At 58.8% G+C, this 10,820-nt stretch carries 15 protein-coding genes and 1 pseudogene; 11 read left to right on the forward strand and 5 right to left on the reverse strand.

Translation table 11 applies throughout. The annotated features are described in order from the left end of the window. From DOU50_RS02870 to rutG, 7 genes and pseudogenes are all read left to right on the forward strand, one after another. Positions 1 to 425, forward strand: a pseudogene (locus DOU50_RS02870) (LLM class flavin-dependent oxidoreductase); the annotation flags it as partial. Further along, the gene (rutB, locus tag DOU50_RS02875; protein WP_148768756.1) at positions 425 to 1,114 is read left to right on the forward strand and encodes a pyrimidine utilization protein B; all 690 of its coding nucleotides are present in this window, start codon (positions 425 to 427) and stop codon (positions 1,112 to 1,114) included. The pseudogene DOU50_RS02870 and the gene rutB, both read left to right, overlap by 1 nt. An 11-nt stretch (positions 1,115 to 1,125) precedes the next feature. Next, positions 1,126 to 1,512 carry a pyrimidine utilization protein C gene (gene rutC, locus DOU50_RS02880; RefSeq protein ID WP_008499822.1) on the forward strand — a complete coding sequence of 129 codons (387 nt, stop codon included), beginning with the start codon at positions 1,126 to 1,128 and terminating at the stop codon, positions 1,510 to 1,512. Positions 1,513 to 1,519: 7 nt separating this feature from the next. Continuing rightward, positions 1,520 to 2,320 carry a pyrimidine utilization protein D gene (gene rutD, locus DOU50_RS02885; RefSeq protein WP_148768757.1) on the forward strand — a complete coding sequence of 267 codons (801 nt, stop codon included), beginning with the start codon at positions 1,520 to 1,522 and terminating at the stop codon, positions 2,318 to 2,320. A gap of 10 nt (positions 2,321 to 2,330) precedes the next feature. After that, on the forward strand, positions 2,331 to 2,921 hold the full coding sequence (locus tag DOU50_RS02890; protein ID WP_148768758.1) for a malonic semialdehyde reductase: 591 nt from the start codon (positions 2,331 to 2,333) through the stop codon (positions 2,919 to 2,921). 9 nt (positions 2,922 to 2,930) lie between these two features. Beyond that, a complete protein-coding gene (rutF, locus tag DOU50_RS02895) occupies positions 2,931 to 3,425 on the forward strand; it encodes an NADH-dependent FMN reductase RutF (protein WP_148768764.1) in 495 nt (164 codons plus the stop codon). 21 nt (positions 3,426 to 3,446) lie between these two features. Beyond that, on the forward strand, positions 3,447 to 4,769 hold the full coding sequence (gene rutG, locus DOU50_RS02900) for a pyrimidine utilization transport protein G (protein ID WP_148768759.1): 1,323 nt from the start codon (positions 3,447 to 3,449) through the stop codon (positions 4,767 to 4,769). A gap of 73 nt (positions 4,770 to 4,842) precedes the next feature. On the opposite strand, the gene DOU50_RS02905 is transcribed toward rutG, so the two are convergent. The 4 genes from DOU50_RS02905 to DOU50_RS02920 all read right to left on the reverse strand — a co-directional run bounded on the left by DOU50_RS02905 (position 4,843) and on the right by DOU50_RS02920 (position 6,910). Next, positions 4,843 to 5,364: a GNAT family N-acetyltransferase gene (locus DOU50_RS02905; RefSeq protein WP_024909632.1), complete on the reverse strand. Its 522-nt coding sequence runs from the start codon at positions 5,362 to 5,364 to the stop codon at positions 4,843 to 4,845. Positions 5,365 to 5,370: 6 nt separating this feature from the next. Then, positions 5,371 to 5,640, reverse strand: coding sequence for a DUF1778 domain-containing protein (locus tag DOU50_RS02910; protein WP_148768760.1), 270 nt, complete (start codon positions 5,638 to 5,640; stop codon positions 5,371 to 5,373). 61 nt (positions 5,641 to 5,701) lie between these two features. Then, positions 5,702 to 6,619, reverse strand: coding sequence for a DMT family transporter (locus tag DOU50_RS02915; protein ID WP_148768761.1), 918 nt, complete (start codon positions 6,617 to 6,619; stop codon positions 5,702 to 5,704). A 117-nt stretch (positions 6,620 to 6,736) separates the two neighbouring features. Beyond that, complete coding sequence (locus DOU50_RS02920) at positions 6,737 to 6,910, reverse strand: general stress protein (RefSeq protein WP_024909630.1); 174 nt, start codon at positions 6,908 to 6,910, stop codon at positions 6,737 to 6,739. A 391-nt stretch (positions 6,911 to 7,301) separates the two neighbouring features. Here DOU50_RS02920 and wrbA point away from each other — a divergent pair, with 391 nt between their 5' ends. Both wrbA and DOU50_RS02930 read left to right on the forward strand, forming a co-directional pair. Beyond that, positions 7,302 to 7,898, forward strand: coding sequence for an NAD(P)H:quinone oxidoreductase (gene wrbA, locus DOU50_RS02925; protein ID WP_024909629.1), 597 nt, complete (start codon positions 7,302 to 7,304; stop codon positions 7,896 to 7,898). A 20-nt stretch (positions 7,899 to 7,918) separates the two neighbouring features. After that, the gene (locus DOU50_RS02930; RefSeq protein WP_008499832.1) at positions 7,919 to 8,146 is read left to right on the forward strand and encodes a YccJ family protein; all 228 of its coding nucleotides are present in this window, start codon (positions 7,919 to 7,921) and stop codon (positions 8,144 to 8,146) included. A 35-nt stretch (positions 8,147 to 8,181) separates the two neighbouring features. On the opposite strand, the gene agp is transcribed toward DOU50_RS02930, so the two are convergent. Next, positions 8,182 to 9,423, reverse strand: a complete 1,242-nt coding sequence (agp, locus tag DOU50_RS02935; protein ID WP_048989858.1) for a bifunctional glucose-1-phosphatase/inositol phosphatase — start codon at positions 9,421 to 9,423, stop codon at positions 8,182 to 8,184. Positions 9,424 to 9,575: 152 nt separating this feature from the next. On the opposite strand from agp, the gene DOU50_RS02940 reads away from it, so the two are divergent. Both DOU50_RS02940 and DOU50_RS02945 read left to right on the forward strand, forming a co-directional pair. Further along, the gene (locus DOU50_RS02940) at positions 9,576 to 10,019 is read left to right on the forward strand and encodes a winged helix-turn-helix transcriptional regulator (RefSeq protein WP_148768762.1); all 444 of its coding nucleotides are present in this window, start codon (positions 9,576 to 9,578) and stop codon (positions 10,017 to 10,019) included. A gap of 125 nt (positions 10,020 to 10,144) precedes the next feature. Next, on the forward strand, positions 10,145 to 10,820 hold a 676-nt coding region (locus DOU50_RS02945), incomplete at its 3' end, for an SDR family NAD(P)-dependent oxidoreductase (protein WP_148768763.1).

The following is a 10,820-nucleotide window of genomic DNA, read 5'->3' on the forward strand; positions in this document are numbered from 1 at the left end:
GCATGAAAGAAGCCGCCGACAAAACCGGGCGCGACGTGGGCTCCTACGTGCTGTTTATGGTGATTGCCGACGAAACCGACGACGCGGCGCGCGCAAAATGGGAGCGCTATAAGGACGGCGCCGACGAGGAAGCCCTGAGCTGGCTCACCGAGCAGAGCCAGAAGGATACCCGCTCCGGGGCGGATACCAACGTTCGTCAGATGGCCGACCCGACCTCCGCCGTCAATATCAACATGGGCACCCTGGTCGGCTCGTACGCCAGTGTTGCGAGAATGCTCGATGAAGTGGCGGCCGTTCCCGGGGCGGAAGGCGTCCTGCTGACCTTCGATGACTTCCTCACCGGCGTGGAAACCTTCGGCGAGCGCATCCAGCCGCTGATGCAGTGCCGCGCCCACATTCCTGCCGTCACGAAGGAGGTAGCGTAATGACAACCCTTAACGCACGTCCGGAAGCCATCACCTTTGCGCCGCAGCAGAGCGCGCTGATCGTGGTGGACATGCAAAACGCCTACGCCAGCCAGGGCGGCTATCTGGATCTGGCGGGGTTCGACGTCTCCGCCACCCGACCGGTGATTGAGAACATTAAAACCGCCGTCGCCGCCGCGCGCGCCGCGGGGATGCTCATTATCTGGTTCCAGAACGGCTGGGACGACCAGTACGTTGAGGCAGGCGGCCCCGGCTCGCCCAACTTCCACAAGTCGAACGCCCTGAAAACCATGCGCAAGCGGCCCGAGCTGCAGGGCAAACTGCTGGCTAAGGGCGGCTGGGATTATCAGCTGGTGGATGAGCTGGTCCCGCAGGCGGGTGATATCGTCCTGCCGAAACCGCGCTACAGCGGCTTTTTCAACACGCCGCTCGACAGCCTGCTGCGCAGCCGGGGCATTCGCCACCTGGTCTTCACCGGCATTGCCACCAACGTCTGCGTGGAGTCGACCCTGCGCGACGGCTTTTTCCTCGAGTATTTCGGCGTGGTGCTTGAAGACGCGACTCATCAGGCCGGGCCGGATTTCGCCCAGAAGGCGGCCCTGTTCAATATCGAAACCTTTTTTGGCTGGGTCAGTAACGTTGCGGATTTCTGCGACGCCCTGAATCCCCCGATCGCCCGTATCGCCTGAGGAGACACACGATGCCGAAATCCGTAATTATCCCGCCGGGCACCAGCACGCCCATCGCCCCGTTTGTCCCCGGCACCCTTGCCGACGGCGTGGTGTATGTCTCCGGCACGCTGCCGTTTGATAAAGACAACAACGTGGTGTTTATCAACGACCCAAAGGCGCAAACCCGCCACGTGCTGGAGACGATCAAAACCGTGATCGAAACGGCGGGTGGCACGATGGAGGATGTGACCTTCAACAGCATCTTTATCACCGACTGGAAAAACTACGCCGCGATTAATGAAATCTACGCGGAGTTCTTCCCCGGCGATAAGCCGGCCCGGTTCTGCATTCAGTGCGGGCTGGTGAAGCCGGACGCGCTGGTTGAAATCGCCACCGTTGCGCACATCGCGAAGTGAGGCAGCCATGAAACTCTCCGTCTCACCGCCCCCGTATGAGGGGGCGCCCGTGGTGGTCCTTATAGCCGGTCTCGGCGGCAGCGGCAGCTACTGGCTGCCCCAGCTGGCCGCGCTGGAACCGGAGTATCAGGTGGTGTGCTGTGACCAGCGCGGAACGGGCAATAACCCCGACGCCCTGCCGGAAGGCTACAGCCTGGCACAGATGGCGGACGAACTGGCCCAGGCGCTGGCTGAGGCCGGGATCGCGCGCTACAGCATCGTCGGCCACGCGCTGGGGGCGCTGGTCGGCCTGCAGCTGGCCCTCGACAGGCCCGACGCCCTCACCGCGCTGGTGTGCGTCAACGGCTGGCTGACCCTCAACGCCCACACCCGTCGCTGCTTTCAGGTCCGCGAGCGCCTGCTGCATTACGGTGGCCCGCAGGCGTGGGTTGAGGCGCAGCCGCTGTTTCTCTACCCGGCAGACTGGATGGCCGCCCGCGCCCCCCGCCTGGAGGCCGAAGAAGCCCTGGCGCTGGTCCACTTTCAGGGAGAAACCAACCTGCTGCACCGGCTCAGCGCCCTGAAAAAGGTCGACTTCAGCCGCCACGCCGCACGCATCCGCTGCCCGGTACAGATCATCTGTTCCGCCGACGACATGCTGGTGCCCTCTGTCTGCTCGTCTGAGCTGCAGGCAGCGATCCCGCACAGCCACAGCGCGGTGATGCGCCAGGGAGGACATGCCTGCAACGTCACCGAGCCGGACACCTTTAACACCCTGCTGCTGAACGGGCTGGCCAGCCTGCTGCACAGTCATGAACACGCTTTATGAAGGAGCTGTAATGAGCGAAGCCATTAATCCCACCGCGCTGGAAACGCTGTTTACCGGCGCCCGCACCCATAACGGCTGGCAGGATATTGCCGTCAGCGACGAGACGCTGCGCGAAATCTACGACCTGATGAAATGGGGGCCAACCTCCGCCAACTGCTCTCCGGCGCGCATTGTGTTTGTGAGAAGCACGGAGGGAAAAGAGAAGCTGCGCCCGGCGCTCTCCAGCGGCAACCTGGAGAAAACGCTCACCGCTCCGGTCACGGCGATTGTCGCCTGGGACAGTGAATTCTACGAGCGCCTGCCTGAACTGTTCCCGCACGGCGATGCCAGAAGCTGGTTTACCGCAAGCCCCGCGCTGGCGGAAGAGACGGCTTTTCGCAACAGCTCGCTGCAGGCCGCCTACCTGATTTTCGCCTGTCGCGCGCTGGGGCTGGACACCGGCCCGATGTCGGGCTTTGACAGACAAAGGGTCGACGAGGCCTTTTTCACCGGCACGACGCTTAAAAGCAATCTGCTGATCAACATTGGCTACGGCGACCCGGGCAAACTTTACGGCCGCCTGCCGCGCCTGACCTTCGACGATGCCTGCGGGCTGGCGTAAGGAGCGATGATGACGACACCGGATAAACAAACCTTTCGCGACGCCATGGCCTGCGTCGGCGCGGCGGTGAATATCATCACCACCGACGGTCCCGCGGGGATGGCAGGCTTCACCGCCAGCGCGGTGTGCAGCGTCACGGATTCCCCGCCCACCCTGCTGGTGTGCCTGAACCGCGGCGCGTCCGTCTGGCCGACGTTCCGCGAAAACCGCACGCTGTGCGTGAATACCCTGAGCGCCGGGCAGGAGCCGCTCTCAAACCTGTTTGGCGGCAAAACGCCGATGGAAGAACGCTTCGCCGCCGCCCGCTGGCAGACGGGCGACACCGGCTGCCCGCGTCTGGAGGATGCGCTGGCCTCGTTTGACTGCCGCATCAGCCAGGTGGTGAGCGTCGGTACCCATGACATTCTGTTTTGCGACATTGTTTCGATTATTCGCCACCCCGCGCCGCAAGGGCTGGTGTGGTTTGACCGCGGCTACCACGCGCTTATGCGCCCCGCCTGTTAACCCGCTCTAAGGAGACAGACCATGTTCGGATTTCCCCACTGGCAGTTGAAATCGACCTCCACAGAAGCAGGCGTGGTCGCGCCGGATGAACGCCTCCCGCTCGGGCAGACGATGGTGATGGGCGTCCAGCACGCGGTTGCGATGTTTGGCGCCACGGTGCTGATGCCGATGCTGATGGGGCTCGATCCCAATCTCTCGATTCTGATGTCCGGTATCGGCACGCTGCTGTTCTTTTTCGTCACCGGCGGGCGCGTGCCCAGCTATCTGGGATCCAGCGCCGCCTTTGTCGGCGTGGTTATTGCCACCACCGGGTTTAACGGCCAGGGGATCAACCCCAACCTGAGCGTGGCCCTCGGCGGCATCATCGCCTGCGGTCTGGTGTATACCCTGATTGGTCTGGTAGTGATGAAGATCGGTACGCGCTGGATCGAGCGCATGATGCCCCCGGTCGTAACGGGCGCCGTGGTGATGGCGATTGGCCTGAACCTCGCCCCGATTGCGGTCAGAAGCGTCTCCGCCTCGCCGTTTGAAAGCTGGATGGCGGTGATCACCGTGCTGTGCATCGGCCTGGTGGCGGTGTTCACTCGAGGCATGATCCAGCGGCTGCTGATTCTGGTCGGGCTGATTGTTGCCTGTCTGGTGTATGCCCTGCTGGCGAACGTTTTTGGTCTCGGCAAGCCGGTTGATTTTACCCTGCTGCATCAGGCCGCCTGGTTCGGCCTGCCGAAAGTGACCTCGCCCACCTTTAACGCTCAGGCGATGATGCTTATCGCACCGGTGGCGGTGATCCTGGTGGCAGAGAATTTAGGTCACCTGAAGGCGGTCGCGGGAATGACCGGGCGCAGCATGGATCCGTACATGGGCCGCGCGTTCGTCGGCGACGGGCTGGCAACCATGCTCTCTGGTTCCGTGGGCGGCAGCGGCGTCACCACCTATGCCGAAAACATCGGCGTAATGGCGGTGACCAAAGTCTACTCGACGCTGGTCTTCGTGGCGGCGGCGGTGATGGCGATGCTGCTCGGCTTCTCACCGAAGTTCGGCGCGCTGATCCACACCATTCCGTCACCGGTGATCGGCGGGGCCTCAATCGTGGTGTTTGGGCTGATCGCCGTGGCCGGCGCGCGCATCTGGGTGCAGCATCGGGTCGATCTCAGCCAGAACGGCAACCTGATTATGGTGGCGGTCACGCTGGTGCTGGGCGCGGGCGATTTTGCCCTGACGCTGGGCGGCTTTACGATCGGCGGGATTGGCACGGCGACCTTCGGCGCGATCTTGCTTAACGTCCTGCTGAGCCGCCGGATGGCTGCTGCGCCGCAGGGCGAGGTGGTGCGTCAGGATTCGTGAAATCTCAATGTCGGGTGAAGGCTATGCCTTACCCGACCTTTACGTTCCGTAAGAACACCCTAATGTCAGGAAATCACGCCTGCTCAAACAGTCGTTCGATAGATTTTGTAGGAAAGAAAAGAGAATGGCTGTTTTCACCCGTCAGCGGAATAAAACCCTGCTTCAGATAAAATCGTTTTGCCCGGTCATTGAGTGCATCAACAAATATTCCGTGTACGCCCACCGCCTGCGATGCCAGATAGACAACCCGCATGGCATGCGTGACGAGCGTCGTTCCCCACTCCTGTCCCTGCAGGTCTTTATGTATCGCCAGACGTCCCAGCGTTACGCTCGGTACGTTGCTATAAGGGATCCGACGCTGCTGAGTCTTAGAAGGCAGCATCGCTTTTTCAAAACAGCTCCCAGACAACGTGTAATAGCCCAGGACTCGCGGACGATCGCGCTCTTTAAGCAGATAGCCTCGTAAAATACGCCCATTGTGCTGACGCACCAGATGTTCTGTGAGGAAGACATTTAGCGAGGGTTCACCACAATCGAAATCCCTGAAATCATAATCTTTTCCCTCTGAAAACATTTCGACCGTGAGATTGTCCACGACGCTTCACTCCATGTTTCGAAGACGTTTTGCCGCTCGCTTCAGGCGTTCATTTGGCTCTGGCGGATTGTCGATGGCATCCATCACCGCATTCCATGATGCTTCGTTTAAGACGAGACGCCGATGCTGTTCGATGACCTCCGCAGCGCGCTCTGACGCACTGTTCACCATAAACTGGGTGATCGTTTGGTTCGTCATCGCCGCCGCTTCTTCAATCATTGTTTTGTCTTCGTCCGTTAAGCGAAGATCGATACGCTGTTTTTTAAGTACTGGCATGATTTACTTCATCGTGTACGGTAATTATCCGTACACATCGTAGATAAACCCGTCTATTTTTTCAATCTAAACCTTCTTCAGCTGTCATATCGCTCACCTGGCTCCGACGTTTTCTGAGCTTCAACTCGCTCACCAGCACCCCGGCGACAATAAACGCCGCGCCCACCAGGGCCAGCAGCGGCAGACGTTCCCCGGCCAGTCGCCCGAAAATGCCCGCCCAGACCGGTTCACCGGTATAAATCACCGTCGCGCGGGTCGGCGATACGCTGCGCTGCGCCCAATTCATGGTGACCTGAATAATGGCGCTGAAAATACCCAGCCCCAGCGCCACCACGACCAGGCCGGTGGACATCGGCGGTACGGACTCCCCTGCCGGAACCATCGTCGCAAACGCCACCAGCGACGCGGTAGCGAGCTGTACTACCGTAACCCGCTTGACGTCCACCTTGCCCGCCCAGGCGCTAATCAGAATAATTTCCGCCGCAATCGCAACCGCCCCGACGAGGGTGATGATCTCGCCCGGCCCCAGCGCCAGGAGGTTGTTTTCCGGCCCGGCCAGCAAAATAAGACCGATAAACGCCAGCACGATGCCAATACAGGACATCAGACCGGGCAGCCGCCCCAGGCACAGCCACTGCAATAGCGGCACCAGCGGCACGTACATCGCGGTGATAAACGCGGATTTGCTGCTGGAGATGGTCTGCAATCCCCACGTCTGCAGGCTGTAGCCCATCGCTATCGCGACACCAATGGCCACGCCGGCCTTCAGCTCTTTGAGCGTCAGACCCCGCAGCGTGTTAAGCGAAATCAGCCCTACGGCAAGCGCCGCCGTCGCAAAGCGCAGACCAACGAAGAAGAACGGATCGCTGAGGGTCACCGCGTACTGAACGGCCAGAAACGTCCCGCCCCAGAACATGGTGATGAGAATGAGGATGGCTTCCTGCGGTTTTACGGAGAATTTAAAGCGTGAGACAGACATGCGGCACCAGCAAGTTAGAACAATTCTGTAGTGTGCGTTGCCTTTGGTTACAGTTCAATGTTGCAGAAATAAAAAAACCGCCGGGAGATCCCGGCGGCAGGGGTTCAACCCGGCGTGTTACTTACTGCTGCTGCCGTGGCTGTTTTTACCCCCTTTCTTGCCAGCTTCAGATGCGCGTTGCGGGTCATTCTTGAAGTTACCCCCGCTATGCTGGCCACCTTTACGGCCTGCTTCTGATGCTCTTTCACGGTCTTCTGCGAAATTACCTGAACCACCACGATGGTTTGCCATCTCTAACCTCCAGAATGTGAAACATTAGACATCATATTGCATTCAGTAAAAGAGGATTCTTTCACCTCGCAACACAAGGACAGTGCCTTTATCTGTGCCGCGTGAAACTAAGCTTAGTGGAATGCCGCTATCCGGCAAGCCGCAGGTAATATTCTGCAACATGAACTCAGCCTTTCGGGTGAGATGACGCGACGGGGATGCATAAACCTTTCTTATCATTTTAAAAATCCGCACCGGGAAAGTTGTATCATTTTGCTACAAAGTCATTTTTCTACGCATGTTGTTATAAATCAAATAAATGGCGTTCATTTTTGCAGTCTGGCTGTGATGACATATCTTTAAAAGAACGCAGCGATCCGCTGTCAGAAAAACCAACGAGGAGTGATGCAAAATGGCAAAAGTTCTGGTGCTCTATTATTCCATGTATGGACACATTGAAACCATGGCTCACGCGGTAGCAGAAGGTGCAAACAGGGTTGATGGCGTTGAGGTTGTGGTCAAACGCGTACCGGAAACCATGCAGGCGGAAGCCTTCCTGAAAGCCGGGGGTAAAACACAAAACGCCCCGGTCGCCACCCCGCAGGAGCTGGCGGATTATGATGCCATTATCTTCGGCACCCCGACCCGCTTCGGCAATATGTCGGGCCAGATGCGCACCTTCCTCGATCAAACCGGCGGACTTTGGGCATCCGGGGCGCTTTACGGCAAACTCGCGAGTGTATTCAGCTCTACCGGGACCGGCGGCGGCCAGGAGCAGACGATTACCTCAACCTGGACTACCCTTGCTCATCACGGGATGGTGATTGTGCCGATTGGCTACGGCGCACAGGAGCTGTTTGACGTTTCCCAGGTGCGCGGCGGTACGCCGTACGGCGCAACCACCATTGCCGGTGGGGATGGCTCACGTCAGCCAAGCAATGAAGAACTGTCTATTGCCCGCTATCAGGGTGAATATGTCGCGGGTCTGGCCAAAAAACTGAACGGCTAACACCCAACAGGAGGACAAGCATGCCAACTCAAGAATCCAAAGCTCACCACGTGGGCGAATGGGCAAGTTTACGCAACACCTCTCCGGAGATTGCCGAAGCTATCTTTGAAGTCGCGAAGTACGATGAAAAGCTGGCCGAGCAAATTTGGGAGGAAGGTAACGATGAGGTGCTGGTGCGCGCCTTCGAAAAAACGGACAAAGACTCGCTCTTCTGGGGCGAGCAAACCATCGAACGTAAAAACGTCTAAGCGTTTCCCCCCGCCATCACGCGGGGGGTTCTCTTTTATTTCGCCGCGTTATTCATCACCGCATTGAATTTATCGACAGGACAGAAGCCGTTCGCATCCACCGGGCAGCCCTTCAGCTCCAGCGTCACGCGCTGCGCCGGAGACTGCAGCGACAGCACGCTGGCGTTACGCAGCTGCTCTGAGCTCTGGTAGACATACTCAATTTTCATCAGCTCCTGGTTGGCATTTTTGTCGTGCCAGCGCTGGAAGACAATTTTGCCGCCAATCGGGGTGCGCTCCTGCTGGTCGTGCAGCTGATACGGTTTGAAATCCAGGGCGGTGAGCAGGGAAGCAATGTTCGAGTCATGCCCCACCAGCAGGGTGATCTTAGGTGCTTTCGCCTGGTCGGTAACCAGGGTTTTATCGATATATTTCACCAGCGGCTTCGCCACGTTTTGCGCCACCTCGGTGGAGGTAAACAGCGAATCCTGATAGCCGTTCTTCAGCTTCGACAGCACGCGCCACTGCTGGTCGGTCTTGATTTCACCCCAGGCCACCTGGTCGGCCGGGAAGCCTTCGTAATATTGCAGCGTGAACGCATCCACCAGCGAGTTACCCACCTTCAGCGGCCCGGATACGCCAGGCTCTTTTTCATAGTCGGCGCTGAAGGTATCTTTCGCATCCGCCAGCGAGCAGACTTTTTTCTCCTTGCACGACGGCGAATCGGCGTAGTTTGTCATCTGCTCCAGCAGTTTGTAGCTGTCTGCGAGCTGCATTTTCTGCCGCTCGGCCTCCATCGCCTTCAGCGCTTTTTCGCGGAATTCCGGTGAGTTGTCGGTAATCACCGGATTGAAGGTCGGATCCATGGTGCCCATTTTTTCCTGATGGTGCACGGGAACGTCGCAGCCCGGGAACGCGCCGGTGATAAAGAACTGTGCGGTGGCGACGGTACGCTGCAGGCTGTTGGCATAAGCGTAAACGCTATCCGCCGCTGGACATTCTCCCGTCTTCACCATCCCCTGCTGCGCCAGCCACTCGCGCATGTAATGGCCCATATACACTTCCAGCACGCCGCCTTTGGTGGTGAGCTGGCCGCCCGGTACTTCCCATTCCGGCCACTGTTTCGGCGTGGACTGCTCCAGCACGCTGCCGTTATTGGCGAGCGGCGCACGCAGGTTATGGCGACTCATGATTAAAACTTGCTCCAGCTGATACCCTTCCGGCGTCTCTTGCGCCTGCACGCCAAACGTTGCTGAAATGGAACCGGCGACTGCCAGCGCGAGTAGTGCTTTTCTCATCCCTAATTCCTCACTCGTTTTAAAATGTCGCGTTCAGTGTGACAGGTTCGTCACAATTTTCCGGGAAGCATTTCTCAAACTGATGATTAACGTGCTTACGGTGTGTGCCAATTAGTTTTATAATAAAACCATACCCTACCGGAGAATTGATCGTGAAACGTACCCGCCTCGAAGAGAGCACCTGCCCCGTCGCCCGTTCGCTGGATATCATCGGCGACTGGTGGTCGCTGCTGATCGTCCGCGACGCGCTCCGCGGGATTAAACGCTTCGGCGAGTTTCAGAAAAGCCTCGGTATTGCGAAAAACATGCTGACCACGCGGCTCAAGCTGCTGGTAGACGAAGGCATTCTCCGGCTTCAGCCCGCCTCCGACGGCAGCGCCTGGCAGGAGTATGTCCTGACCGACAAGGGACGCGCCCTGCAAACCGTGCTGGTTGCCCTGTCCCAGTGGGGGAATGAATTTTTGTTTGCTGAAAACGAATGCGGCACCGTGCTGGTCGATTCCGAACAGCGCAAACCCCTGCGCAAACTGGCGCTTATCGCCGACGATGGGCGCGAACTGACGCCTGAAGAGATCATGGCTAAACTCCCCTCCTGACCGTTCCCGACGGCAAAAGCACAAAATGATCGCCAATATGGTTGCATTATAAAACCAAATAGCAGAGAGTTAATTCAGTTTCATCTTGAAACCAAATAACCCACTTTGCTTTGAGGTAACACACGATGACTACGCAAATCACCACAGCCCTGATCACGGGTGCCTCCTCCGGGATTGGCGCCGTTTATGCCGATCGTCTTGCCGCGCGCGGTGCCAACCTGGTGCTGGTCGCTCGCCGCGAGGATCGCCTGAAAACCCTCGCCGCCGACCTGCGCGCACGCTATGGCGTGGCCGTCGATATTCTGGTGGCCGATCTTACCGATGAAGCCGGGATCAGCGCCGTGGAAGAGGAGCTGCGCAGCAATACCGCCATTGATACGCTCATCAACAACGCGGGCACCGCGCAGATGGCACCGTTCCTCGCGGGCGAGGTAGCGCAGCATCAGGCCATTAACACCCTGAACACCACGGCGCTGATGCGTTTGACCTACGCCATCCTGCCCCGTCTGGCGCAGAATAATCGCGGCACGCTGATCAATATCGCCTCCGTGCTGGCCCTGCACGTCCGGGCGGGAAGCGCGCTCTACAGCGCCACCAAGGCGTGGGTACTGAGCTTTACCCGTGGGTTACAGGAAGAATTTGCCGAGAGCAGCGTGCGCATTCAGGCCGTGCTGCCCGCCGCCACGGCGACGGAAATCTGGAGCCATTCAGGCGTCACGGTGGACGATCTGCCGGAAGGTTCGGTAATGACCACCGACGATATGGTGGATGCGTCGCTGGCGGGTCTGGATCAGGGTGAAC

This window comes from Enterobacter sp. C6 (genome assembly GCF_008122455.1).
GTDB lineage: Bacteria > Pseudomonadota > Gammaproteobacteria > Enterobacterales > Enterobacteriaceae > Enterobacter > Enterobacter pseudoroggenkampii.

Excerpts from the sequence above, each read along its gene's own strand:
- rutG (WP_148768759.1), top strand. The coding sequence starts at position 3,447 with ATGTTCGGATTTCCCCACTGGCAGTTGAAATCGACCTCCACAGAAGCA.
- DOU50_RS02910 (WP_148768760.1), bottom strand. The coding sequence starts at position 5,640 with ATGCCAGTACTTAAAAAACAGCGTATCGATCTTCGCTTAACGGACGAA.
- agp (WP_048989858.1), bottom strand. The coding sequence starts at position 9,423 with ATGAGAAAAGCACTACTCGCGCTGGCAGTCGCCGGTTCCATTTCAGCA.
- rutB (WP_148768756.1), top strand. The coding sequence starts at position 425 with ATGACAACCCTTAACGCACGTCCGGAAGCCATCACCTTTGCGCCGCAG.
- wrbA (WP_024909629.1), top strand. The coding sequence starts at position 7,302 with ATGGCAAAAGTTCTGGTGCTCTATTATTCCATGTATGGACACATTGAA.
- DOU50_RS02920 (WP_024909630.1), bottom strand. The coding sequence starts at position 6,910 with ATGGCAAACCATCGTGGTGGTTCAGGTAATTTCGCAGAAGACCGTGAA.
- DOU50_RS02890 (WP_148768758.1), top strand. The coding sequence starts at position 2,331 with ATGAGCGAAGCCATTAATCCCACCGCGCTGGAAACGCTGTTTACCGGC.
- DOU50_RS02915 (WP_148768761.1), bottom strand. The coding sequence starts at position 6,619 with ATGTCTGTCTCACGCTTTAAATTCTCCGTAAAACCGCAGGAAGCCATC.
- rutC (WP_008499822.1), top strand. The coding sequence starts at position 1,126 with ATGCCGAAATCCGTAATTATCCCGCCGGGCACCAGCACGCCCATCGCC.
- DOU50_RS02930 (WP_008499832.1), top strand. The coding sequence starts at position 7,919 with ATGCCAACTCAAGAATCCAAAGCTCACCACGTGGGCGAATGGGCAAGT.
- rutD (WP_148768757.1), top strand. The coding sequence starts at position 1,520 with ATGAAACTCTCCGTCTCACCGCCCCCGTATGAGGGGGCGCCCGTGGTG.
- rutF (WP_148768764.1), top strand. The coding sequence starts at position 2,931 with ATGACGACACCGGATAAACAAACCTTTCGCGACGCCATGGCCTGCGTC.